This window comes from Colwellia sp. MB02u-9 (assembly GCF_014077085.1).
Taxonomy (GTDB): domain Bacteria; phylum Pseudomonadota; class Gammaproteobacteria; order Enterobacterales; family Alteromonadaceae; genus Cognaticolwellia.
In genome coordinates this window covers 113,942-138,677 of sequence record NZ_JACGVF010000094.1, presented here as the reverse complement: position 1 = coordinate 138,677, position 24,736 = coordinate 113,942, and the positions used below count along the sequence as shown (strand labels likewise).

Genomic DNA, 24,736 nt, shown 5'->3' with positions numbered 1-24,736 from the left:
TTTATTACTTTGAGCGGGTAATAAAAGCTCATTGATATCAATGAGCTTTTTTTTGCCTATTCATAACCCTGTTAAAGGGTACTAAGGGTAGTTGTTAGCTTTAGTCTCTCTTTTACCCCAATAGGTTATTGGTGGCTAAATGACTATAAATTTGAGTGTATTGCTTATATTTAGTCCACTTTTATAAAGTTATTACTCACTTGAGCTGTTTTTCCTGCGAACAACAAGGTCACAAACTTAATGTAAATGATATAATCTCGCGGATAAAGTGTCATGTTATGACATTACTCAATTAAAAAATCCCCCTAGTTATCTGGAAAATATAAATCATGCGCGTCACCGTATCTCAGTTTGCCACCGCTTTAAATGTTCAAGAAAACCTAGCAAGCTGTGTTCGTATGATAAATCAGGCGGCGGTTTGTGAGCCATCGATAATTGTTTTGCCTGAATTTTGTAATACTCAGCCTTCATACGTCGACCATAACCAAGCTTGGCATCAAGCGTTAGCACTTAATGGTAATTTTTTACAACAGATAGCACAGCAAGCGAAAAAGCATCATTGTTATATTATGCTCAACGTAACACTTCGCCAAGACCTAACACGCGATCACCAAAATCCGGCGATTAAATCAAATATTAGTGTTACCTCCTGTTTGTTTTCACCGCTTGGAGAGCTTATTCATCAAGCCGATAAACAGGTACTGACAGGCCAAGAAAGTGATTTTTTTATTAGCACCAATAAAGTTTCTGGCGTTGTAACAAGCCCTTTTGGACAGCTTGGGCTGTTAGCCGGTAGCGATGGTATTAGCTTTGAACCATCGCGCGCGCTTGCCTTAGGCGGCGGGCAATTATTATGTAATTCGCAGAGTTCATTTGCATTAGATCAAAGCCAGTTACATGACTTTGCTCGAGCAGTTGAAAATAATCTCTTTGTCGCCACAGCAAATAAAATTGGTTCGCTGTGGCAGCCAGAGCCATCACAACAATGTTTACAAGAACACTTACATGGGCACTTACAAGGGCAAGAACAAGCATATGCTGCAGCAGAAAGTGACGATTTTTCAAGTCAAAGTTCAAGGGCTGAAAAGCACCTGATGGGCGTTGGCCATAGCCAAATAGTCTCTCCTAATGGCAAGGTGTTAGCAAAGCTAGATCACAATGAAGAAGGGTTTGTTTTTGCTGATATCGACTTAGCTGGGGTAGGGTTGAGCAACAAATTGCGTCCTGATGGTACCAAGGTTATAAAACAACGACGTCCTGAGCTTTATCAACAGCAAAAAATAGCCCTGCAACAAGCAACTGCAACTGAAGCCACACTCAATGATACTGTGCCAGAAACGGCTAATGTCGCGATATTTGCCACCTATAAGTCTGACGAGCAAGCTATTGAAGATGTTTGTCATTACATTGAAAACAACCTTAGTGACATTATTCAACTACCCGAATTATTTTTTATCGCAGATAAAGCAATCACTCATAACACTGAGCAACTCGATCAGGTGGCCTGTTTGTGTACTGCGCTCATTAAACAAATCAGTGCGGTGTTAAGACCTTTTCAATATGTGTGCACGAGTTTGGTTATTGATGGAGCGCATCATGCTGTGCTAATAAGCGAACGGGGGGTATTTGCAACACAACAACAGCTACATTTTTGTCAAAGATATCAATGGACTGCATTAGGGAGTGAGTTGGAAATTATAGAGCTACCGTTAGAGCAAGGCGTGATCAAGCTTGCTATGCTAACCGGAGACGACGCGAATATACCTGAAATGATTAAGCTGGCGGCTTTAAACAATATTCAGGTATTACTTGTCCCGTTCGATATTCAAGAAGCAAGTGAGGTTGAATTTAGCTTGTTATCTTACGCCGCTGAACATAAAATTTGCATCGTTGCGGCCAGTCGTGAGAAAAGCTTTGCCGAAGCTGCTCCTGTCGATTCTTCTGCTGATGCTTCTGGTAAGAACCTTGATACAGCTAAGGGTAGCAGTTCAAACAAAAAAAAAGTAAAACAGAAAAAATCCACAGGATTAATTGCTAATGTCCCGGCAGAGTCAGCCTTATTAAATCCCTGGCAGTCAGATAAATTTAATGGCTATGTCAACCAACCCTTGGTTAAGTATCAGCATGGTAAAATCACCAAAGCTGTTATTTATCCATTGCTAAGATTAAAAAAATAAAATAATCAGTTTAGTTAGCGTATTATGAAATCATTAATATGAGTAAAAACGAGTAATTATGCTTGCTCGTTATATCTTTAGAATGTCGTTAGAAAAATATTGGAGAACGTAAAATTGAATGAATTAACTAAGCAGTCAATAGGGTGTCCTTATTGTGGTGAAACAATTAAAGTGCTGATTGACTCATCCGACATGGAACAGCAATACATTGAAGATTGCCAAGTATGTTGTAAGCCAATAAACTTTTTGGTGACTAGCAGTATGGACGGTGATCTTAGCGTTCGTGTTTATAGTGAAGATGAAGCGTTTTAATTAAGACAGAAAAACCTAGATAGGTGTCACTAATCTAGGTTTTTAGCTATTGATAAATTTTTATATTAATAGCTTATTAAATTTACACTATATATGTCAGTGCTTGTTTGGTTTAAGTTCAGGTATAAATTTGGCTTTAGGTTATGGTCTAATTTTTTGCTTTATTTACGCTATTATCCTCAATAAAAAATCATTTTTACATATTCCTCGCGTTGACAATGCTTGTTAGCTAACACCTCGGTATTGCATATTGACTTCTAACTTTACCAAAATATTAATGATTTGCTCGGAAATAGGGTAAAACCCTTCACGTTTATATTATAGTTTTGCTGCTTTTTTTGCAGGCAACTGCACAAAATAGTACCTACCAAGTATTACCGTTAAAATACCACCAAGTACCAATATTGATGACTCAATTAAGCGCAGGGAGATCAACTCACTGGTAAATATAACACCACCCATAGCTGCAATTATTGGCACCAACAACTGAACAACCGCGGCTTGAGTGACTGACAGTGTTGTCAGTGCGATATACCAGACAAAATATCCGATGCCAGAGGCAATAGCGCCAGACAATACCGCGAGCAAAAATCCTGTCGAGGTGATGTATGCGTTATTAAAGCCAAAAATTATCAAGGCCAACACAAAAGGTAAAGTTCTAAGGAAGTTATGAGCGGTATCGCTAAGCGCATTTTTAGATTTTCGTCCTATCAAGGTATAGAAGGCCCAAGCGATACCTGACATGCTCATCAGCATGAAGCCCATCAATGACGGCGTGGTCAAACTAGGAATAACTAAATAGGCAAAGCCGCCAAAGGCAATACTTAAGCCTAACCATTCTGATATATGCAACTTATTACCTGAAATTACGCTGGTAATAATCATGGTTATTTGTACCGCACCAAATAAAATAAGTGCTCCGGTGCCGGTATCTAATGAAATATAACCATAGGAAAAACTTACCGCGTAAATAAATAACATACTAGCGGCTAGCCAACTTCCCTTCGACTTACTCTCTATTTTTGCTGGCTTTTCTGGTTTAGTTTTACTGGTTACCTTGATTAACGCTAACAATATAATAATACCTGACACCAGTCTTACAACAGTAAAGCTTGCGGCATCAATGGTGTTATCGCCCAAGGCTAACCGACATAGCACTGAGTTAGCAGCAAAGGCTAAAAGCGCGAAAACGGTACTAACAATCATTTTTACAGGGTTTGTATTCAAGAAAATACCTTTTCAGAAAGTAATGCCATATTACTGGTAGATAAAATATGGTTAGTTCCACCAATGCAGATAAGTACTTTATCACTAATGTAGTGTGATTAACCATTGCTACAATTAACTACTTTATATTAGTGATATCTAATGTAGTATATGCTAATGTAGTGGTTAGGTAACTGATATCACCGCTAACAAAATTGACAGTATTAAATCTAGATAGTAGCTGTCTTGTTGATTTCGTTCTAACCTTTATTTGAACGTCTAAAACCTAAATACCCATTCAATAGAGATTAAAATGACTGATTTAGCCATAAAGTGTTTTTTTGATGAAATAACCAATACCGCAACTTACTTAGTAGCAGACAGTGTCGCAAAGCAATGTGTCATTATTGATTCGGTATTAGGTTTTGATATGTCATCAGGCGCGACATCAACGGCGTTAGCGGATGAAATTATTGATTTTGTCACAGCAAAAAAATGGCAGTGCTTATGGATTTTAGAAACACACGCCCATGCAGACCACTTAACAGCGGCGCCATACCTGCAAAAAAAATTAGCCGGTAAAATCGCCATTGGTAAACATATTGTTGATGTGCAAAAAATATTCAAGCCTATTTTTAATTTTGAAGCTGAATTTTGCACTGACGGACAACAGTTTGATCAACTTCTTCATGAAGGTGATGTACTTGAATTAGGCCGTTTCACCATTAAGGTATTACATACCCCTGGACACACACCAGCTTGTGTAAGTTACCTTATTGATAACAACGTTTTTGTTGGCGATACTTTATTTATGCCTGACTATGGTACCGCTCGGTGTGATTTCCCCGGTGGTGATGCTGAAACCTTATATCACTCCATTCAAAAAATATTTTCGCTGCCTGACAATACCTGTATTTTCATCGGACATGATTATAAAGCTGAGGGCAGAGAACAATATGTTTGGCAAAGCAGTGTCGCCGAGCAAAAATTGAAAAATATTCATATTAATAGCCATGTTTCAGCGCAAGAATATGTCGCTTTTAGAAATAAAAGAGATATGACCTTGGCTATGCCAAAACTGATTTTACCCTCGGTGCAAATCAATATTCGAGCAGGGCACTTTCCAAAAGCCGCAGATAATGGTTTGCAGTATTTAACGCTACCTATAAATGCTTTTAAGTAATTAATCATGATCGAATTTATGCTTATTATTTTTGTTGCGATACTTATTGGCCTGAGCTTGGGCTTGCTAGGCTCAGGTGGCTCGATATTAACTGTGCCTGCGTTGACTTATATTGTTGGCCAAGATGAAAAAACCGCTATTGCAAGCTCACTCGCCATTGTGGGGCTCATTGCGTTTTCGGGGGCATTAAAGTACCAACAAAATAAAATGATCCATTGGCCGGTTGTGTTGCAGTTTGGTTTGCCAAGTATGTTATTTAGCTATCTTGCAGCCGGGCTTTCTATTTACTTTTCAGGTAGTGAACAGCTAAGTCTGTTCGCGGTGATTATGCTGCTAGCAGCATTTTCAATGCTAAAAGGTAAGGTTAACGCTCCTGACAAAACGCTTAGCGATAATGTTGTGCTTAAATTGGTTTTTATTGGCGCTATTGTTGGCAGTATTACCGGATTGGTTGGCGTAGGGGGCGGCTTTCTTATTGTTCCAGCATTACTTGCATTTACTCGAATGAATATGGTCTATGCCGTGGCAACGAGTCTAGCCATAATAACGCTGCAGTCTTTAACAGGTTTTATTAAATACTTTTCTATGTCAACACAGATCGATTTAAACTTAAACTGGCAAGTTATTGTTATTTTGGCTCTTATTGGTTCAGTTAGTAGTTTATTAGGTCAAAAACTAGCAACCAATGCACCTCAAGAAAAACTAAAGAAATTTTTTGCTATATTTTTATTAATCATGAGTGTGTCGATATTAATTCACTCAATCAGTGACTTTTTTTAATACTTGCTTTAATTCCAGGTGCAGAAAATAAGATGATTTATGAAAAAAGTACAGGAAATTAATCTACATTTTCTTTATAAACAGTAACACACCATAACAATGGAGAAGTATATGAAATTAATCAGTATTAATCTGTTATTAACCAGTGTTTTAGTCATGTCACCATTACTTGTTAATGCCGATGAAACCCTTCCTATGCAAGATATTCAGCAAGCGCGCTCTTTAGTAAAGGCTTTTGGCAGCGATTTAAAATCTGTCTTAATCACGACGATGAAAACAGCCGGCCCTATCAAAGCACTAGAGGTGTGTAATACACAAGCCGGAGCTATTGCTGAAAAAAATTCTGCCTTGTCAGCATGGAATATCGCTCGAACTTCACTGAAAGTGCGTAATACCAGCAATGCACCTGATGTTTGGGAAGCAACTATTTTACGCCAGTTTGAAATACGCAAAGCGGCAGGAGAAGATATAAATACCATGGAACATTCTGAAGTAGTGCAAGTGGGTGAGAAAACTGTTTTGCGTTATATGAAGGCAATACCTACGGGTGGCTTATGCCTAGCATGCCATGGCAGCAAGTTAGCTGATGACGTAAGTAATAAAGTGAACGCGTTATATCCAAACGATCAAGCCACAGGTTTCAAGTTGGGTGATATTCGCGGCGCATTCACCTTACAGAAAATAAAGCTCTAGGGATTTTTACCCTAGTAGTTTGATAAACCAGTAGGATAAAAGTTGGGATAATTTTATTTTGCTGGTTTTTAAGTTAATAATTTTAAGAAACGATAGGGTATAATTATTTATCATCTTTCTCTTAGAGTTAATATTATCCACCAAGCAGATAAAAAAGTAATAAATCAGCAATTCTCCTCTGAAGCTGTATCTATATCAGAAACAAATACCGAACTTAAAGTGGCTACTTTTAATTTGTTCAATTACCTTGAACCCCCTAATGCTTTTTATGATTTTGAGCGAATTTATAGCGCAGAGCAATGGCAAAAAAAGCAAAAATGGGTGGCTGATTATTTGGCTGAACATCAGCCAGATATTATTGGTTTTCAGGAGGTTTTTAGTACAGAGTCGCTAAAAGCATTAGTCACTGGGCAGGGCTATACTTATTTCGCCGTGGTTGATGAACCCCTGGTCATTGATGATTTTATTTACCAACGTCCTGTTGTCGCCATAGCTTCACGTTATCCTATTGTTGAAGTCAATGCGGTAAAACCAAACACTGAACTTGCCGAAGGTTTAGGTTTAGCTAATGATTTTTCTTTTAGTCGTAAAGTTATCAGAGCAACGATTGAAGTACCTCATATGGGTCATTGTGACTGTTATGTGGTGCACTTTAAATCTAAACGTTCAATGCTTGAAGTTGATGAGCAAGATAAAAAACGCTCAGCAGAAAAAACCATTATTGAGAGCTTAAAAGCACAAGTAGCGGGCGGTTGGGGTTCCACTATACAACGTGGTAGTGAAGCAACCTTATTAATGATTGATATGATTGAACGACGAGAGGCCACTGCTCATCCTATGATATTAATGGGCGACTTTAATAATAGCTTAGCTGATGGCGTGTTAAGTCATTTACTCACGAACACCTTACGCTTTGTTTCTGCGATTGATCGTGATGCTTATCTGGCCAAATATTGTTTAAACGACGCTTGGGATTTATTCCAAGTAGCACAAACTAATGACAGCCATGAAACTAAGCCCGCTAGTCAAGCAGAAAAGGTAACGCGTACCCCGACTCATTACTTTGGTGCTGGTAGCTCGGTACTCGATTACCTTTTATTTTCCTGTGAATTTGATGCCGGTTATCACGACAGTCTTTATCAAGTCAGTGACTATCACACATATGACCGACATTTAATTAATCCGATTTTTGAACGCGATGGCGAAAGTACCGATCATGGTATTGTGTTAGTGACATTAACGTTAAGATCATAAGGTTTGATAGGGCTCGCTTGTCAGTCTTTTCTAGGTTGGACTTGAGTGCCTTAGGTTTTAATCGATAGCTGTCAGTAAAATAGCTTTCAGCTTTCAGCTATCAGCTATCAGTTAACAGAAAACAATAGCTGACAGTTTTGTTTTCTGGTCTGTTTGGCTTTTGCTTAACAGTTGTCGGAATAAATTCCGACCTACAAGGTATTGCCCAACGTGATGTTATTCTCGTATGTACTATGTAGGTTTAATGTCGGTTGGTTTTAGTCTGTTATATTTATCTTTTTTAACTGCCTTGCTAGGGTATCGATAATACTAAAGGCATTAGTGCTATGTAATACGCTGTCTGAACTCCAAATATTTGTCACACCCATATCCTTAAGCCTTGTTAAGGCGTTATCAACAAAAAAGGCATGAGTGACTATGATTGAAATACTCATAGGGGATTGTTGTTGTATTTGTTTAACGGCTTGTTCTAGGGTTTTTCCTGTGCTGGCAATGTCATCGACAATGATCACGTCTCGGTTGCTTAAGCTTACGGCTTTAATGTTATTTTTATCCTGTGTGTTCAAGCTGACCGCAACGTTTTTATCACCAAAACGCGCTTTTTTCGCAATCACATAAGGCCATTGGTGCGGTTGAGCGATAGCTTTTACCCACTGCTCAGACTCTTCATCAGGGCCAATAAGGACAGGTTGACTAAAATGTTGTTGTAAAAACTGTGACATAGCACCCGTAGCATGCAAAGCGCAGGCTTGAGTAATGGGAATCGCTTCACTTAGGTTATTGATACGGTGTAAGTGTGGGTCGATAGTGATTATGCTATCAAAATAAGCGGCAAGCAAGTTACCCATAATTTTTTGACTAACAGCTTCTCCGGGATTAAAAGCAATATCTTGCCGCATATAGCATAAGTAGGGTGCTACTAAGGTGATGTGCTTAACGCCTTGGTTTCTGGCGGCTGCTGCCGTGATGATCAGTTCAGTAATCTTTGCATTGGGGTTATTTAATGTTCGGCAAATAATAATATGCTTTGGCAGGGTTGTTGGCAAAGTTACCTTGGTTTCACCATCAGGAAATTGGTGTAACTCTACCTGCTTAAACGCCGCCGATAAACTTTTAGCTAGCTGCTGAGCAGGTAACAAATAATCATCAAAGCCTAGTATTAAGGTCATTGTTGCTCCTAAGGACTGATATTAAATAAAATAGTTGTCGTCTGTTGAGGGGGGATTTTTCGCTATCACATAAGCATTGTTCTCATGGGCAAATTGTGTCGAAAATTCAAAATCACTTTTAAAACTGGCATAGATAATAAAAAGTGTGTCACCTTTTTTAACTTTATCGGCTACTTTTTTAATCAGGTCAACACCGGCATTTTTCTCTATAGGGGCACCCGCCAAACTCGCAATATGGGCAATATTTAAGTTATTTATAGCGCTAACATAGCCACTTTTACTTGCGAGCATGGCATACTCTAATGGGGCTTTACTTTGTTTTTTGGGTTGTGCTCCTTGTGCAAGGATAATGGCTTGCATTTTTTCAAAGGCTCGGCCCGATTCCAAAATGTCTCGGGCAATATTGTAACCTTGTCCACCTCTTACATCGGGGTCAAACTCTAAAATCCTACCGGCTAAACGTAGCGATTTTTCACGTAAATCACTGGGTGCATTTTTATGATTACTTAACACTTGTTGGACATCTCTTGCCTCTAATGCAGGGCCTACACCATTGCCGATCGGTTGAGAGCCATCACTGATCACCACATCGATATGTAAACCAAAGAGATCGCCAATATATTCAAATAATTTCCTTAAGGCTAACGCCGCTTGGTTATTGTGAATTTTAGCGGATGGGCCTACCGGTATATCAATGAGTAGATGTGTTGAACCCGCGGCTATTTTTTTAGATAAAATAGAGGCAACCAGTTGTCCGGTTGAGTCCATTGATAAAGGGCGTTCAACCGAAATTAAAATATCATCAACAGGTGCTAGCCTTGCTGTGCCACCCCAGGTCAACATGGCACGATGTTGGTGTACTACCTTTTTCATTTCTTCAATAGAAAGCTCTACGTTAGCTAACACTTCCATGGTGTCGGCGGTACCCGCAGGTGAGGTAATGGCTCGGCTAGACGTTTTAGGCATTAACATACCGTGTGCCGCTACAATTGGCATCACTATCATAGTTGTACGATTACCAGGAATACCGCCTATACAATGTTTATCAACAACTATATTTTCACCCCAGTTTAAAACTTCGCCGGTATCAACCATGGCTTTTGTTAAAAACAAGACTTCTTGTCGTTCTAAGCCGTTATGGCTACAGGCGACTAAAAATGCGGCAATTTCCATTTTGGAGTAACGGTTTTCTAAAATATCTTGGCAAATAAGGTGAAACTCATCTTTTTTTAACGATTCACCGGCAATTTTACGATGTACGGCTTTAAGTGATATTGGGGGTTTAGCTGGCGCGATTCTTACGTCAACTCCCTGTTCTTTGCCTAATTGTTTAAAAGCTTGGATACTTAAACCCAGCTCATTAATATCAACAATAGTGCAGTCATCAACAATGTTTAATACCGCAAGCACCGGACCACCATTGCCCGTTATGTAAATTTCTATCTTCATTAACGCCTGAAAACCCTCGGTGCGATAGAGCGGGCAATCGCGATGCAAGTAGGCAACATTTTCTTTAAAGGTGTCAATGGCAACAGCTTTTAGTTTTAACATAAGGTGAAAAATCCTTCTCACTAAGATAATGGTTAGGGCCGAGCTTTACTGCGCACGTAACCTTCTTCATACTTTATTTATTATTGTTTTTAACAGCTTTTTGTGGGTTGGGTCTTACCTCATCATTTTGATTAAATATTTAATTTGGGCTGTCAAAACTTAACCTGAAGGCATAAACTCCGACTTATAAAAACCTTGGTTATCAGCTGTTTGGCTCAGGTTAAAATATAGTGAATTAAAAATTGTTTGGCTGTTTATATTTTTTGGCAACTGGGCAGTGAAATAAGCCAGTGATAAAGCTGCAAATATTATTTTGCAGCTTTATAAACCCAGTATTTAATTAATGTTTAGAATAAGTAAAAGCTATACTCATTTTAGGGCCCCGAACGCACTGTTTTGAAAAAGTTATTCATCAAAACGTACGGCGAGTACATCACATTTTGCGCCGTGTAAAAGGGCATTTGCGGTGGAGCCTAATAATAATCGTAAACCATGCACGCCATGGCTGCCGGTTATAATTAAATCAACTTTATGCTGCTCAGCAAAGGCTAATATTTCCTCACTCGTTTGTCCTACGGGTATATGCAAATTTTTCTCAGAAATATTAAGCCTTTTAACCAAAGGCTGTAGGGCCTCTTTGGCGCGGTCTTGAAATATTTTTGTTGTGCTAACACTGTCTGAAGCGTCAAGGTTAGGCACAACGCCATACACACCACCATAATAAATGTTAGCTATTGGCTCTACCACGTGAACAATACTCAGTTTAGCTTGAGTCAGCTGCTGCCATTTTTCGACCTTATCTTCAATATAACTTTTAGTTTCATTTAGCTCTGTCGCAAATAAAATGTGCTTATACATAAATGTCTCCCTTGTTTAGATAATAATATTTTGCTTATAGCTGGCTTGCACGACATTAGCTTGGTATTGATGTTTTAATTTTTGTGCTAATACGCTCATGGCTTCTTCCTCGCCATGCACAAGTACTACTGGCGGTGTATTTTCAAATCCTTGATACCAGTCTAATAATCCTTGTTGGTCGGCATGAGCTGAAAAACCTCCAATAGTGTGAATTTGGGCATTAACTTGTACCTTTTCACCCCATAAATTAATATTTTCAGTACCATCAACAAGTGACCGGCCTAAGGTGCCTCTGGCTTGAAAGCCAACAATAATCACGTGGGCATTTTTCCGCCAAATGTTATGTTTAAAATGGTGTTTAATTCGGCCTCCTGTGCACATACCACTACCGGCAATAATAATTGCTCCTGATTTTATTTGATTGATCATCATTGAGTATTCAGTTGTTTCTGACATGTGCAGGTTAGGTAAATCAAATATACCCTGATGATTTTCTTCAACATCTGTCGCTTTTTTATCATAAACTTCCCTGTGTTTGGCATAGACCTTGGTCGCTTTTATTCCCATAGGGCTATCGAGAAAAATTTGCCAGTCATCCAGTTGCCACGCGTCAAAGTGTTGTTTAAATTCATAGAGTAACTCTTGCGTTCTACCCACAGTAAAAGCTGGAATTAATATATTGCCTTTGCTGCTTTTAGCATGGGCAATAATATCGCCCATTTCTTGCCAAGTATCCGCCCAACTGCGATGGAGTCGGTCTCCATAAGTGCTTTCCATTATCACGAGATCAGCATATTTAACTTGAAAAGGATCGCGCAAAATAGGGGCGTTTTTATGGCCTAAATCACCACTAAAAACAACTTTTTTACTTTCGCCATTTTCAGTAAGGGTTAATTCAACAATAGCTGAACCAATAATGTGGCCTGCATCTCTGAGGGTGAGTTTAACGCCAGAACAAATTTCTAATTCTTTGTCATAACTAAGGCCTTGAAAATATTGTAGTGTTCTGGTCGCTTCTTCAGTGGTGTAAAGTGGCTCTATTAATGCTAAGCCTTTACGTTCACGTTTTTTGTTTTCCCAGCGTGCTTCTTTTTCATGGATATAACCAGAATCAACCAGCATAATTTCAGCTAGATCTGCGGTCGCACTATGGGTGTATATATTGCCATGATAACCTTCTTTTATTAGCATGGGTAAACGCCCTGTGTGATCAAGATGAGCGTGGCTAACAATCACGGCATCAAGTTGGGCAACATCAAACGGGAAGGGGTCATGGTTGTGTCGTTCATGACTTTTAGAGCCTTGCAACATGCCACATTCGAGTAATATGTTTTTATGATTAACTTGTATCAAATAGCACGAACCAGTAACTTCTCTGGTAGCACCAAAAAATTTAATATTCATTGAAAACTCCCGTAATAATTAATGTGGATAGTATTGATACTTGGTGTGTTTATAAGGCACTAGTTGATAATTGGGCTGTAAAAAAGATACTAAATCAATAAGTTCAGTGACGGTCATCACATCATTAAAGATCTTCATATTTGATTGACCATCTGCAGCTTTAGCTGCTGGTAAATATGGGCTAGAAAATTTATGCGAAGGGTTGATAACCGAAGTTACTAACTCTGCGTAAGTGACGATTTGGGTTTTATTACCACCAATAGTAATAGCAATTGTTGGATTTTTTTCAACATTTTCCTCTGCAATTTCAATATCATTAACATTGTTAAGTGTGTGGCAAGCTGAACAGTTAAACTTTAAAAATACTTTTTTTCCTGAGTCAATATTGCCTTTAGGCAGACTAAAGCCTCGTGGTGAATCAACGCCTTCACTACAACTCAGTAGTGTTAATGACATAATGACAAGTAAAGTAAGCAGGGTATATTTCATTATTATTCCTTAATTTTTTGGCCGATTTAACTAAACCACTCATTAATACCATCCCTTATTTAATCCCTTATTTAATAAGTAATGGGAAAATAAGGGATACACTTTTGAACTGACTTTTTCTATTGCAAAGTATTAAGCCTAATTTCTTAGGGAGGCTGCTCAAGCAGTAAATATATGCTGCGATTACCGCACAATGTAAACTAGCGTATTGTGAAAGTTTTACTCACAGTTTTTCCGATTAATATTGTCTGCAGAAACATAGGCTACAGAACACTTAATAATCTAATTGTATTTAGCTTGGCAGTTAGTTCCTCAGGTAGCACTAGTTTATAAGGCCCAATATTGATTAAGATCAATATTGGCTTAATTGGTAGGTAGTTAACCCTAATGTTCAGGAGGTACTGGCAAGAGCGAGTGCAAATAATGTAGATAAATAGATGAAAAATAAGAGTGTTAATTTTGGTGTTCACCCATGCCTTATTTGGTTTTTTTCGATAGATTTTGTTAGCTTATAACACTAATTTTAGTGATAGTATTTCCATGTGCTATGACAGAGATGCTCGATGTCGAGTCAAGTTTCAGGGTTAATTTAATTTGATGATTAAAGATAATCAAAGACAGTAAAACAAAAAAATCAGTCATATTTCAGCAAAAAACAAGTCAGAGTTATCGCCATAATATAGCTACTGTCGTGAGACTAAACATTAAATGTACTAGGTGTTTATTTTTACCTCAGAATAACAGTAATGAATGTCTTCTTTTAATATTACATAAAAACAAAGGCTTATTGCTTTATTTTGGTAACGCGTAACACTAAATATATTAATCTATGCTTTACAGTGAACAGAAGTAATGCCACAGGCAATATTTTTGCACTAATAAACAACAGCAATGAGTAAATACTGTTGTTTAGCAGAATAACCGAATGAGTCAAAGCTCTGGCCAGTTTTTTAGTGGCTAAATTAGCATCAGCGTAGATGTTGGCTAATATTACTAAACCTGTTAGTACTTAGCGGTTTGTAAACATTTATACAGAATATTTTTTCAGTGCAGAAAGTTTGTATCAACTATTGAATGAGGCATAAAATATTGCCGAAAATACCTCAGACAGATAAGGAAATTAAATTGGCTTTATAGTTATTTATCGCTGCAAGTCTATTCGTATAAATTATAGTTATAGGTTGGTGCGTGTAAAGTCTGTAGGCCTTGAATGCATTTGGCAAAGTCCGTGCTAGCGCTTTTTTGGTCCGGATTGATTATTTCAATAGATATAAGGGATGAATATGGCTAAAAAAGCACGTAATAGTAAAAGTAGCACGGCTAAGGTTGTTATCGGTAAGCCCAATAAAGGCATTAATTTACTTGCTTCTTCCTTGGGTCTGTCTGGTGTCAGGACGAAAAATCGCCAGCACCGAGTTAAACCAGGAGCCTTACCTGGTATTGAACATATTGCCGATGCTTCTACTGCCCCTGCACCTGACAGCATTTGTATTAGTTATATCGATTATTGTGCTAATCAACTAGAAACTGGAAGTGTTACTGATCTTGACGAATTTCTTGCTAAGCCAATGCCCGACTGGGTAACTGTCAGATGGATTAACATCAGTCCACCGCACCCTTATGTTATTAATCAATTTCGGCAACATTTTGAGTTTCACACACTAGCGGCAGAAGACGTTATGCATATTCCTCAACGTCCTAGAGTAGAGCTCTTCGACGATCATCTATTTGTGGTATTGCGTATAATGCAACTGATTCAAGCCGCACCTAGCCACATCAATAACATTGCAACGAGTAATGAACTAGATTCTGAGCAAGTCAGTCTTTTTCTTTATGATAATGTCTTGATCACCTTTCAGGAAAAAAAGGGTGATGTCTGGCAACCTATACGTGACCGACTGCAAAAAGATAACGTGCGCATTCGTAAAAATGGCACAGATTATCTGCTCTATGCACTACTTGATGCCATTGTTGATCATTGCTTTCCGGTGCTCGAACAATATGGTGATGTGCTTGAAGCGCTTGAACAGGTCACGCTGAATAACCCCTCAGTGGAAGTCTTGCACAGCATCCATAGTGTTAAACAGCAACTTGCCCTTTTACGACGTATTGTTTGGCCGATGCGAGAAGTTGTTGATCAACTCTATCGTGAGGAGGATGGACGCATCACTGATGCCACCAAACCTTATTTGCGTGATGTCTATGAGCACACAATTCAAATTGTCGAGGTTATAGAGTCCTATCGTGAGATGGCGAGTGGCCTGACCGATTTATACATGTCTGCCGTGTCAAATCGTATGAATGAAATCATGAAGGTGTTAACTATTATGGCCTCAGTGTTTATTCCATTAACCTTTATCGTGGGTGTTTACGGGATGAATTTTGAGTATATGCCGGAATTAACTTGGCGCTGGGCTTATCCAGCAATATGGTGTGTTTTTATCTTGCTTACCATCGCGATGCTATTTTATTTTTGGCACAAAGGCTGGATTGGCAAAAATTAGCTTATACCAATTTCATTAATTAGGTGGTCTACTTTATACGCAGGAAAAATGGCCAAATATAAGGCATTTATTTTAATAACTAGTCGTTCTAATTATTAAATAAATAACGCAGTAGTGGGTTATTTTAACCAGTAAAAATGATCAGATAATTAGTGAGGTTGGTATTAGGTTAACGTCAATACCATTTATTAATAAAGCTTAAGCTATATAAAAAATTAAAATCTCGTTTCTTGCATAAAAATATCAGATGTAAGTAGATTCACCAGAAAAAGCGAGCAGATAAATTTAGTAGTGGTTAATCCGTAACATTATTTGGGCTTAAATAGCTAAAAATCATCACAGAGGGTTAAACAACGACACCTGCGCCAATCATAAGACAGGCCAATAAAATATGGCCTGTCTTTTATCTATCGCGAAATAGTCATAAGGCTAGTCAGAGGCGGCTAAATTACGTAGCACATAATGTAATATGCCCCCATGTTGGTAATAACTAAATTCGTTTGGTGTATCAATGCGAATATTCGCATCAAAAGAGTGTTTACTGCCATCTTGAGCTGTGAGCGACACTTTCACTGTTTTTTGTCCTGCACTCACGGCTGGAATATTGAATTGCTCTTCCCCCGTGAGCTTTAATGACTCGGAACTATCACCAGGCATAAACTGCAATGGTAAAATGCCCATGCCGACTAAGTTAGAGCGATGAATACGTTCATAACTTTGTGCGATAACCGCTTTAACACCCAATAAAGCTGGCCCTTTAGCGGCCCAATCACGAGAACTGCCCGTACCATATTCTTTGCCGGCGATTACAATCGAAGCAACTTTTTGTTGCTGGTATTGCATGGCAGCATCAAAAACACTCATTTTTTCACCCGATGGCATGAGTCGAGTCCAACAGCCTTCGGTGCCTGGCGCTAATAAATTACGTAAACGCACATTGGCAAAAGTACCGCGCATCATCACTTCATGATTGCCACGTCTAGAACCATAAGAATTAAAATCTTTAGGCGCTACTCCAGCACTTTGTAAATATGCGGCCGCTGGACTATCTAACGCAATTGAACCGGCAGGTGATATATGATCTGTGGTGACACTATCGCCCAACTTTAACAAGCATCGGGCATTTTCAATCGGGTTAATATCCGGTATTTTAGCGGTAATATTGTCAAAAAATGGGGGTAGTTTGACGTAAGTAGAATCTGGCCAATCATACTTTTGGCTTTCTACTATATCTAGTGCTTGCCAGTCTTTATTACCGCTATAAACATCCGCATAACGTGAGATAAACATTGAACTGTCAATCACTTTTTCTATCACTTGTTTAATTTCCTGACTATCTGGCCAGATGTCATGCAAATAAACCGGCTTACCTGAAGTATCATTACCCAAAGATTCAGTCGTAATGTCTATCTTCATATTACCGGCCAATGCATAAGCAACCACAAGCGGCGGCGAGGCTAAATAATTGGCCTGTACTTCGGGGTGAATGCGTCCTTCAAAGTTGCGATTGCCTGATAAAACAGAGGTAACAGACAAGTCACCTTGATGAATGGCTTCGCTAATTTCTCTGGGTAGGGGACCTGAATTACCAATACACGTAGTACAGCCATATCCCACTAGCTGAAAACCAAGGGCATCTAAGTCTTCATTTAAGCCTGATTTTAACAAATAGTCGGTGACCACTTGTGAACCGGGTGCAAAACTGGTTTTCACCCAAGGTTTAACATCTAATCCCTTTTGTCTGGCATTTCTAGCTAACAAACCTGCGGCAATTAATACCGATGGATTCGAGGTGTTAGTACAGCTGGTAATTGCCGCAATTACCACTGATCCATGTTTTAATGAAAAATTTTCATCACCATACTGACAAGGCACGCCTGAATCTTCATCACTGGCAGGTAGCATTACTGACGGTTGTCCGCCTTCGCTTTCAAAACCACTTTCACTTTGGTTGGAATCAACTTGTTTGATGCCATTTTGTAAAGCCAACCAGTCACGATAAGCAAGGCCGGCTTGGTCTAATGAAATTCTGTCCTGTGGGCGTTTGGGACCCGCAATAGAAGGCACCACTTCATCTAGTTTTAACGATAATTTGCTGTGATAAACCGCATGCTGTTGCGATTCAGTACCCCACATATCCATCACTTTTAAATAAGTTTTAATGCGGTCAATATGCTCGCTGTCACGCCCGGTTAATTGCAAATAGTCTGTTGTTTGATGATCAATAGGAAAAATACCACAAGTCGCGCCATACTCGGGCGCCATATTGGCAATAGTGGCTCTGTCGGCCAAGGTCAGTTCGTTCACGCCAGCACCAAAAAATTCGACAAACTTACCTACCACACCGGCAGCACGTAACTGTTCGGTCACAGTTAACACTAAATCAGTGGCTGTAGTACCTGCAGGTAACTTGCCCGTTAATTCAAAACCGACTATTTTTGGCAATAACATGGTGACGGGTTGTCCTAACATAGCCGCTTCAGCTTCTATGCCGCCAACTCCCCAACCCAATACACCTAAACCATTAATCATGGTGGTATGTGAATCGGTACCAACTAAGGTATCTGGATAAAGTAAATTATCTTCATCTGGTTTTTTGAATACCACTCTGGCTAAATATTCCAGATTAACCTGATGGACAATACCGCGCCCTGGGGGGACGACTTTAAAGTTATCAAAACTTTGCTGGCCCCAGCGTAAAAACTGATAACGTTCACGATTACGTTGAAATTCAATGGCGGTATTTTGTTGCATCGCATCGGCTTGGCCGAATACGTCTACCATCACCGAATGGTCAATCACCAGTTCTACCGGATTTAACGGATTAATTCTTTCTGCTTTGCCACCCATTTTTACGATAGCATCACGCATAGCCGCCAAATCAACCACAGCTGGTACGCCAGTAAAGTCTTGCAAAATAACACGGGAAGGTACAAAGGCAATTTCGGTATCCTGCCAGTTGTCTACATCCCATTTGGCTAAGGTTTCAATATCCGCTTGTTGGACAAAGTCACTATCGGCATGACGCAATAAATTTTCCAAGAGAATTTTAGCGGCAAAAGGTAAACGTGAAAGATCATACTTATCTGCCAAACCATCAAAACTGTGGTAGTTGCAAACTTCACCGTTAATTTCAAGTTGCTTTAAACATTGTATCGACTTGGTCATTAGTAGTTATCTCCATTTAAAAGCATTAGTTCGATTGGTATAACGCATCACATTAGATTAGTAAATCTACAGTAACAATACTAGACTAAAAATATAGTGGATAAGTCATAAAACAGGTTTGAATTTAACATATCAGCATGAGTAAAGGCAAAGGTAGGGGGAGGAGTTAGACTCTCAAGGTTAACATTAATGGGTGATACCGCAGCCGCTTTTGTTGCTTTGCCACAAATTCCGCCAAGAAACAGAACTTGGTATTCAAAAGGCAAGTGGGTGCATTTTGCTAAAATTGCCTTTGAGAAGTACTTTCTTTATAAAATACGTCACGGCTCTACATCGCCTGTTGACGAAAAATACCTATTAAAAGCTTTGGGTATTGTGCATTTGGTTGAACCGAAAGCAAAGAATACGATGAACAGTAATACTTACTTACGGTTATTTTTGTGCTGTGATTTATCATCATTGATTATCTTGGATGGTGACTATTGTGACTACTTTGAGTAAGGTAATTGAGTAAGGTAATAAATAGGAGAAGTACCATGCTAAGTCGTGATATTTGAGCAGCCAAACATGGTTTATAATATAACCTCTACAAGAGAGGTTATATTATTGTTGTTGGATTTTAGCTCAGTAACGACAAGCTAATAGGGTAGTGATCAGAAGAGTGAATATGTGTATGTACGTGCGCATCGACAACCGTTAATCCGCGACAGTAGATATGGTCAAGGTGCTGAAATAAATGCTTTAGTCTTGGCTGACGCTTCATTTTTACTTCATTTAACGAAAATAACCTGGTGAGCTGATTAAAATATTTCAATCTTTTACTATTCCAGGTATTAAAATCTCCGGCCATTAATATCGGCCCGTCATGATGTTCAAGCGTGCTAAACACTTGATCTAAATGTGATTTGAATTTTTCTAAAGAAACAAAATTGATAATATGGGCATTGACCACCAATAACGACTGCCCAAGGGTATGTAATGGATATACGCTTGCCAATAACATTTTTTTTGTTTTAGAAATAGGTTCACTGTGCTCAGACACTGAATAATAATGTCTTTTTGCCGCAACTGTCGATCCGGTTTTAACACCCGTTTCTATGTTGGTTTTTATGTTTTTAAAACTACGGGCCATAATCCACTGATGTTGCAACGAGGCTTTAAAATGGCTGTCGAAGGGCGAGTTGATAATAGCCTCCTGCAAGAGAATTAAATCTTTTTCGCGCATTAGTGTTATAAAATCGTCTTGCCAGCCTTTTTTTTGGCATTTAAAAACATTCCACATCAATATCTCTATGTTTGGTCCCAATACCTGCTTAGAGGCGCGGCCCATAATTTTCAGCGATTCCACTTTGCTATATCGACCTTTAATCATGAAAAAACCCTCTTTAATAAAATTTATGACCGTGAGGTTTTGGTTCTAGTTACAAATAAGGTGAAAACAAACGAAATAAGTTGTTGCGAATTTTTTTGTAGATTGGCAAGTTATTAAATTCGCTTGCAATAACGGGTGTAGTATTTTGCTTTTTTAAGGCAAAAAAGGCGGTCAGTTTTGCATTGAGATTCACATCATAGCATTCTAGGTTGATTTCAAAGTTGAGCTCGAGACTTCTGGCGTCCCAGTTGCTGGATCCTATAAACGACCAAATGTCATCAATGATCACAATTTTACTGTGGTCAAAAGGCCTTTGGTTTTGGTATATCTTTATACCGTGTTTTATTATTCTTGAGAAATTTGCTGCCATTACCCAGTCTACAAAAGTAATGTCGCTGTGCTCAGGCACAATAATTTCGATTGACACGCCACGCAATGCGGCGGCGTGAAGAGAAGTCATTAATGTTTGGTCAGGGATAAAATAAGGTGTCATTATTTTTACACTCTTATTTGCGCAAACTAAGGCATTAATTAATGTCCACCTGACTCTGTTATGGTGTTCATCGGGCCCATCTTGTATGACTCGAGCAATAACAGAATGACTATTTTTTTGCTCAGCAGTGTTTGGCTGCCAGTAGGGAAAATTAATGTGCTCGCCGGTGGCAAAAAACCAATCTTCGATGAATACTTGACTAATTTGGTCAATCACTGGACCGGTAACTTTAAAGTGAATATCATCAATGGGGTGTATTGCCGCTTTAATGATATTATTTTTACTGATGTTTATGCCCCCCATGTAGGCTACTTCACCATCTATACACAGTGTTTTTCGGTGATTTCTTAAGTTAATAAAGCGAAAGCTGGTAAGGGAAATAGCGGGTAAGAAACGAGCCGTTTTTACCCCCATTTTTTTTAAGGCACGGTCGACTTTCTGCCAACTATAGCCAATACCAATTCCGTCCAGTAAAACATTTACCGTTACACCTCTTTGGTGCGCTTGAGCTAAAGCGTTAACAAATTGGCGACCCAGTGAATCGTAAGCAAATATATAACTCGATAAAACAATATAATTCTTAGCGTCATCAATAGACTGGATCATGGTTGGGTAAGCTGTATCGCCATTAATCAGTGGCTCAACGCTGTTATTAGCCAGGTAATTAACGGGGTGAATAGTATGAGCCGCGATAATGGCTGAATGCCAATTTTTAGGTAACTGGTGAAATTTAATGGTTTTTTCTGTTGAGCAGAAGTCTTGCTTAAGTGTTGGAGGGTGTTTTTTTTGTGCTAAACGCTGGATACGATTTATGCCAAACAACCAATAAAATAGGCTGCCAATAACCGGCGAAAGTATGACAAGACCAATCCAAGCCAGTGATGTGCGTTCGTTTTCTTTGAACAGAAGTACATGTATCGATGTTATAAAAGATAAGCTAATATGAAAAATAACTATGATGGTTACCCAGTGGGTGCTGAGCCATTGAACCAATTCTTCAAATATTTGCATAAAGACCAACCCAAATAATACGCTGCTAAATCAGCTGTTTAATTAATCGTGGAAAACCAAAGTGCTTAAAGACTATTATAACCAAGTGGCAAGCTATTTAATGGCAAATTTTGATGCTAATTTTATGCTCTTAACCATGTTTTTAACGACAGCCGCTGCCATTGTTTATTTCATCATAATAAGTTATGTCATTACACAAATGGATTCACGATACTTTGTCCGAAACAACTTAAGCCATGAAAACCTAGCTGATAAAAATATAGCTCATAAAAATAAACTTGGAAAAAATAGCTCTGCTGTTGATACGAATGAAACTTCGCGCTTAACACCCATAAATCGCAGCGTAAGCTTGATGATCAACATAGTGAAGATTATGGTTGGGCTATTCTTGTTAATCTGTGGGCTGGTGATGTTAGTTTTACCGGGTCAAGGTCTACTCACCATGTTGATGGGTCTGAGCTTGATGCCGTTTCCAGGTAAAAACAAGCTTGAACAAACCATTATTGCACGTAAGTCGGTGAGGTATTCCTTAAATTGGATTCGAATGAAAGCCAATAAAAAGCCTTTTATTTTTTAGTAAACGCCAATAAATTCATTAAAGGTTCAACTGTATTTCAACATAAGCCATCAGGATAAATGTTTAACAACGGCGAACTTGCTTGCGCGGTAGTGGCCTATCGGCAATTTTAATGATGTTGTTATTACTAAGGTATTACTAAGGCATTGCCAAGGTTATTAGCCATTTTATGACGTATGCAAAACATTTCAACAGCTTACTTAGTTTGATGAGTATAAAACAATAAACTTGTAAAACAGTGAGCTAACCTTCCCAATTAACTTAGTGCAGCTTTTATTGAGCTAACGCAAAGAACTATCGCAAATACTACCCTATAATTATTTTACTAAGTACTTAGTATTAACAGACAGCTGTCAGTAAGCCGTTGTCTGTATGGAAATTTGTTATCAGGAGATCAATATGATTCAACTATATTACAAGCGCGGGTATTTTGGTTTGCCTTATCAGCGGCTCTATGGTTGTTTTAATCACAAGTTTAACTCACCTGAGCATAGCGATAACATACCCCCTTTGGATGTTAACCAGCCTAATAAAAATGCTGCAGCGTTTTATGAACAGTAAAAATAAAACCTCACAAAGTACTGATATAACCTTGTCTGAGCAAAGGTCTGAGCAAAAGTCAGAGAAAAAAAATGACCAAAACACTGACCAGAGCTATGATCAAAAATGCGAGCCCAAAAAGCCAGCCACAGCAATTAAAAATACGGGCCGTGTGATAGCTGTGCGAGGCAGTGTAGTAGATATAGCATTTTCGGATCAGCTTCCCCCCATACGTTCCTTATTGCATGCGGGCGAGAATAATCAAATTTCAATCGAAGTTTTTTCACAACTTGATACCCGTCGTGTGCGGGGGATTGCCCTAACACCTACCCAAGGTTTAGCTCGTGGCATGTTAGTACAAGACACGGGAGCGCCGTTACAGGCCTTAGTAGGTAAAGGTATTTTGTCTCGTATGTTTGATGTTTTTGGTAACGTGATTGATCGCGAAGCACCACCGAACGACGTGCAGTGGCGTTCAGTTCACAATGTGCCACCAAGCCTAGACAAACGCGCGACTAAAAGCGAAGTGTTTGAGACCGGTATCAAGGTAATCGATGTTTTAATGCCCCTTGAGCGCGGTGGTAAAGCTGGCTTGTTTGGTGGTGCGGGTGTTGGCAAAACGGTATTGCTGACAGAAATGATTCACAACATGGTTGGACAACATGCGGGGGTCAGTATCTTTTGCGGTATTGGTGAACGCTGTAGAGAAGGTGAAGAACTCTACCGAGAGATGAAAGCGGCCGGCGTTTTAGACAACATGGTAATGGTGTTCGGCCAGATGAATGAGCCGCCAGGAGCGCGTTTTCGGGTGGGTCATGCGGCGTTAACCATGGCGGAATACTTTCGTGATGATGAACACCGTGATGTTCTGTTACTGATTGATAATATATTTCGCTTTATTCAGGCAGGTATGGAAGTGTCTGGTTTGATGGGGCATATGCCCGCTCGACTCGGTTATCAGCCGACCATGGGTACCGAGTTGTCACAACTAGAAGAGCGTATTGCCAATACTGGCAGTGGAGCGATCACCTCAATTCAAGCGGTATATGTTCCCGCAGATGATTTTACTGACCCTGCTGCAGTGCATACCTTTTCGCACTTATCTGCCTCAATTGTGTTATCGCGTAAACGTGCCAGTGAAGGGCTATATCCAGCTATCGATCCGTTACAATCTAATTCAAAAATGGCTACTCCTGGCATTATTGGTCAGCGACACTATGACTTAGCACAAAAAATACGCAGTACTTTGGCGCAATACGCAGATCTTAAAGATATTATTGCCATGCTTGGCATGGAACAGCTGTCACCCGAGGATCATAACGTGGTGGGGCGTGCTCGTCGACTGGAACGTTTTCTTACTCAGCCTTTTTTTACTACAGAGCAGTTCACTAGTATGCCGGGTAAGTTGGTGAGTTTAAGTGATGCCTTAGATGGTTGCGAACGCATACTCCAAGATGAGTTTAAAGATACACCAGAAAATGCGCTGTATATGATTGGGGCGATTAGTGAGGCTAGTGAAAAGGTTAAACAACTACCCGTGGAGCAAACTGCAGAGAATAAAAACAAGATGGCAAAGGAGGCGGCAGATGCAAGCAGCCCAGATGAAGCTTAAGGTTTTATTACCCTATAAGGTGTTTATTGAGCAAGCCCAAGTCATGCGTATTATTGCGGTGACAAACGAGGGTGCATTTGGCATTTTTCCGCACCGACTTGACTGTGTTATCGCACTATCTGCAGGAATATTAGTCTTTGAAACCCAAGGAGCTGATGAAGTCTACATTGCCGTTGACGAAGGTATATTGGTTAAGACAGGTTTTGAGGTACTGATTTCAGTGCGTAATGCAATTGCTGGCACAGCACTGGCTGATTTACGTGAGGCCATAGAACAAAAATTTATAAAACTTGACGAACAAGAGCAAAAATTGCGCTCGGTACTGGTAAAAATTGAAAGTGGTTTTATACGTCGCCTAGTGACCTTTAAGCAGGAAAGGTAAT

At 39.3% G+C, this 24,736-nt stretch carries 20 protein-coding genes; 11 read left to right on the top strand and 9 right to left on the bottom strand.

All coding sequences use genetic code 11. The annotated features are described in order from the left end of the window. The first annotated feature begins 329 nt into the window (after positions 1 to 329). Positions 330 to 2,177 carry a nitrilase-related carbon-nitrogen hydrolase gene (locus H4J65_RS09290; RefSeq protein ID WP_182197795.1) on the top strand — a complete coding sequence of 616 codons (1,848 nt, stop codon included), beginning with the start codon at positions 330 to 332 and terminating at the stop codon, positions 2,175 to 2,177. Between the two features lie 114 nt (positions 2,178 to 2,291). Continuing rightward, positions 2,292 to 2,489, top strand: coding sequence for a CPXCG motif-containing cysteine-rich protein (locus H4J65_RS09285; RefSeq protein WP_182137935.1), 198 nt, complete (start codon positions 2,292 to 2,294; stop codon positions 2,487 to 2,489). A gap of 318 nt (positions 2,490 to 2,807) precedes the next feature. On the opposite strand, the gene H4J65_RS09280 is transcribed toward H4J65_RS09285, so the two are convergent. Beyond that, entirely contained in the window at positions 2,808 to 3,695 is an 888-nt protein-coding gene (locus H4J65_RS09280) for a DMT family transporter (protein WP_182183718.1), read from the bottom strand. A 313-nt stretch (positions 3,696 to 4,008) separates the two neighbouring features. On the opposite strand from H4J65_RS09280, the gene H4J65_RS09275 reads away from it, so the two are divergent. The 4 genes from H4J65_RS09275 (at position 4,009) to H4J65_RS09260 (ending at position 7,605) form a co-directional block, all read left to right on the top strand. After that, positions 4,009 to 4,878, top strand: a complete 870-nt coding sequence (locus tag H4J65_RS09275; RefSeq protein ID WP_182137936.1) for an MBL fold metallo-hydrolase — start codon at positions 4,009 to 4,011, stop codon at positions 4,876 to 4,878. A 6-nt stretch (positions 4,879 to 4,884) separates the two neighbouring features. Then, positions 4,885 to 5,658 carry a sulfite exporter TauE/SafE family protein gene (locus tag H4J65_RS09270; RefSeq protein WP_220465118.1) on the top strand — a complete coding sequence of 258 codons (774 nt, stop codon included), beginning with the start codon at positions 4,885 to 4,887 and terminating at the stop codon, positions 5,656 to 5,658. A gap of 111 nt (positions 5,659 to 5,769) precedes the next feature. Next, positions 5,770 to 6,351, top strand: coding sequence for a DUF3365 domain-containing protein (locus tag H4J65_RS09265; protein WP_220465117.1), 582 nt, complete (start codon positions 5,770 to 5,772; stop codon positions 6,349 to 6,351). 219 nt (positions 6,352 to 6,570) lie between these two features. After that, positions 6,571 to 7,605 carry an endonuclease/exonuclease/phosphatase family protein gene (locus tag H4J65_RS09260; RefSeq protein ID WP_310649930.1) on the top strand — a complete coding sequence of 345 codons (1,035 nt, stop codon included), beginning with the start codon at positions 6,571 to 6,573 and terminating at the stop codon, positions 7,603 to 7,605. Between the two features lie 257 nt (positions 7,606 to 7,862). On the opposite strand, the gene H4J65_RS09255 is transcribed toward H4J65_RS09260, so the two are convergent. The 5 genes from H4J65_RS09255 to H4J65_RS09235 all read right to left on the bottom strand — a co-directional run bounded on the left by H4J65_RS09255 (position 7,863) and on the right by H4J65_RS09235 (position 13,076). Beyond that, on the bottom strand, positions 7,863 to 8,774 hold the full coding sequence (locus H4J65_RS09255) for a ribose-phosphate diphosphokinase (RefSeq protein ID WP_182197792.1): 912 nt from the start codon (positions 8,772 to 8,774) through the stop codon (positions 7,863 to 7,865). Positions 8,775 to 8,795: 21 nt separating this feature from the next. Then, positions 8,796 to 10,325: a thymidine phosphorylase family protein gene (locus tag H4J65_RS09250; RefSeq protein ID WP_182197790.1), complete on the bottom strand. Its 1,530-nt coding sequence runs from the start codon at positions 10,323 to 10,325 to the stop codon at positions 8,796 to 8,798. Between the two features lie 405 nt (positions 10,326 to 10,730). Beyond that, entirely contained in the window at positions 10,731 to 11,183 is a 453-nt protein-coding gene (locus tag H4J65_RS09245; protein WP_182137940.1) for a universal stress protein, read from the bottom strand. Between the two features lie 15 nt (positions 11,184 to 11,198). Continuing rightward, positions 11,199 to 12,587: an MBL fold metallo-hydrolase RNA specificity domain-containing protein gene (locus tag H4J65_RS09240; protein WP_182197788.1), complete on the bottom strand. Its 1,389-nt coding sequence runs from the start codon at positions 12,585 to 12,587 to the stop codon at positions 11,199 to 11,201. A gap of 18 nt (positions 12,588 to 12,605) precedes the next feature. Continuing rightward, positions 12,606 to 13,076 (bottom strand): c-type cytochrome, encoded by a 471-nt coding sequence (locus tag H4J65_RS09235; protein ID WP_182197786.1) that lies wholly within the window; start codon positions 13,074 to 13,076, stop codon positions 12,606 to 12,608. Between the two features lie 1,283 nt (positions 13,077 to 14,359). On the opposite strand from H4J65_RS09235, the gene corA reads away from it, so the two are divergent. Next, on the top strand, positions 14,360 to 15,580 hold the full coding sequence (corA, locus tag H4J65_RS09230; RefSeq protein WP_182197784.1) for a magnesium/cobalt transporter CorA: 1,221 nt from the start codon (positions 14,360 to 14,362) through the stop codon (positions 15,578 to 15,580). 429 nt (positions 15,581 to 16,009) lie between these two features. Here corA and acnA read toward each other — a convergent pair whose 3' ends face one another. After that, the gene (acnA, locus tag H4J65_RS09225; RefSeq protein ID WP_182197781.1) at positions 16,010 to 18,748 is read right to left on the bottom strand and encodes an aconitate hydratase AcnA; all 2,739 of its coding nucleotides are present in this window, start codon (positions 18,746 to 18,748) and stop codon (positions 16,010 to 16,012) included. 189 nt (positions 18,749 to 18,937) lie between these two features. Between acnA and H4J65_RS18060 the strand changes: the two genes are divergently transcribed. Further along, on the top strand, positions 18,938 to 19,249 hold the full coding sequence (locus tag H4J65_RS18060) for a hypothetical protein (protein WP_259367571.1): 312 nt from the start codon (positions 18,938 to 18,940) through the stop codon (positions 19,247 to 19,249). A gap of 118 nt (positions 19,250 to 19,367) precedes the next feature. Here H4J65_RS18060 and H4J65_RS09215 read toward each other — a convergent pair whose 3' ends face one another. Continuing rightward, positions 19,368 to 20,120 (bottom strand): endonuclease/exonuclease/phosphatase family protein, encoded by a 753-nt coding sequence (locus H4J65_RS09215; RefSeq protein ID WP_182197774.1) that lies wholly within the window; start codon positions 20,118 to 20,120, stop codon positions 19,368 to 19,370. Between the two features lie 49 nt (positions 20,121 to 20,169). After that, a complete protein-coding gene (gene cls / locus H4J65_RS09210; protein ID WP_182197771.1) occupies positions 20,170 to 21,624 on the bottom strand; it encodes a cardiolipin synthase in 1,455 nt (484 codons plus the stop codon). A gap of 61 nt (positions 21,625 to 21,685) precedes the next feature. On the opposite strand from cls, the gene H4J65_RS09205 reads away from it, so the two are divergent. From H4J65_RS09205 to H4J65_RS09195, 3 genes are all read left to right on the top strand, one after another. Next, positions 21,686 to 22,201, top strand: coding sequence for a hypothetical protein (locus H4J65_RS09205; RefSeq protein ID WP_182198229.1), 516 nt, complete (start codon positions 21,686 to 21,688; stop codon positions 22,199 to 22,201). 550 nt (positions 22,202 to 22,751) lie between these two features. Further along, entirely contained in the window at positions 22,752 to 24,353 is a 1,602-nt protein-coding gene (gene atpD / locus H4J65_RS09200; RefSeq protein WP_182197769.1) for a F0F1 ATP synthase subunit beta, read from the top strand. Next, entirely contained in the window at positions 24,328 to 24,735 is a 408-nt protein-coding gene (locus tag H4J65_RS09195) for a F0F1 ATP synthase subunit epsilon (RefSeq protein WP_182137947.1), read from the top strand. Before atpD ends, H4J65_RS09195 begins: the two co-directional genes overlap by 26 nt. Position 24,736 lies beyond the last annotated feature (1 nt).

Excerpts from the sequence above, each read along its gene's own strand:
- H4J65_RS09290 (WP_182197795.1), top strand. The coding sequence starts at position 330 with ATGCGCGTCACCGTATCTCAGTTTGCCACCGCTTTAAATGTTCAAGAA.
- H4J65_RS09280 (WP_182183718.1), bottom strand. The coding sequence starts at position 3,695 with ATGATTGTTAGTACCGTTTTCGCGCTTTTAGCCTTTGCTGCTAACTCA.
- H4J65_RS09275 (WP_182137936.1), top strand. The coding sequence starts at position 4,009 with ATGACTGATTTAGCCATAAAGTGTTTTTTTGATGAAATAACCAATACC.
- H4J65_RS09270 (WP_220465118.1), top strand. The coding sequence starts at position 4,885 with ATGATCGAATTTATGCTTATTATTTTTGTTGCGATACTTATTGGCCTG.
- H4J65_RS09265 (WP_220465117.1), top strand. The coding sequence starts at position 5,770 with ATGAAATTAATCAGTATTAATCTGTTATTAACCAGTGTTTTAGTCATG.
- H4J65_RS09255 (WP_182197792.1), bottom strand. The coding sequence starts at position 8,774 with ATGACCTTAATACTAGGCTTTGATGATTATTTGTTACCTGCTCAGCAG.
- H4J65_RS09250 (WP_182197790.1), bottom strand. The coding sequence starts at position 10,325 with ATGTTAAAACTAAAAGCTGTTGCCATTGACACCTTTAAAGAAAATGTT.
- H4J65_RS09245 (WP_182137940.1), bottom strand. The coding sequence starts at position 11,183 with ATGTATAAGCACATTTTATTTGCGACAGAGCTAAATGAAACTAAAAGT.
- H4J65_RS09240 (WP_182197788.1), bottom strand. The coding sequence starts at position 12,587 with ATGAATATTAAATTTTTTGGTGCTACCAGAGAAGTTACTGGTTCGTGC.
- H4J65_RS09235 (WP_182197786.1), bottom strand. The coding sequence starts at position 13,076 with ATGAAATATACCCTGCTTACTTTACTTGTCATTATGTCATTAACACTA.
- corA (WP_182197784.1), top strand. The coding sequence starts at position 14,360 with ATGGCTAAAAAAGCACGTAATAGTAAAAGTAGCACGGCTAAGGTTGTT.
- acnA (WP_182197781.1), bottom strand. The coding sequence starts at position 18,748 with ATGACCAAGTCGATACAATGTTTAAAGCAACTTGAAATTAACGGTGAA.
- H4J65_RS18060 (WP_259367571.1), top strand. The coding sequence starts at position 18,938 with ATGGGTGATACCGCAGCCGCTTTTGTTGCTTTGCCACAAATTCCGCCA.
- H4J65_RS09215 (WP_182197774.1), bottom strand. The coding sequence starts at position 20,120 with ATGATTAAAGGTCGATATAGCAAAGTGGAATCGCTGAAAATTATGGGC.
- cls (WP_182197771.1), bottom strand. The coding sequence starts at position 21,624 with ATGCAAATATTTGAAGAATTGGTTCAATGGCTCAGCACCCACTGGGTA.
- atpD (WP_182197769.1), top strand. The coding sequence starts at position 22,752 with ATGAACAGTAAAAATAAAACCTCACAAAGTACTGATATAACCTTGTCT.
- H4J65_RS09195 (WP_182137947.1), top strand. The coding sequence starts at position 24,328 with ATGCAAGCAGCCCAGATGAAGCTTAAGGTTTTATTACCCTATAAGGTG.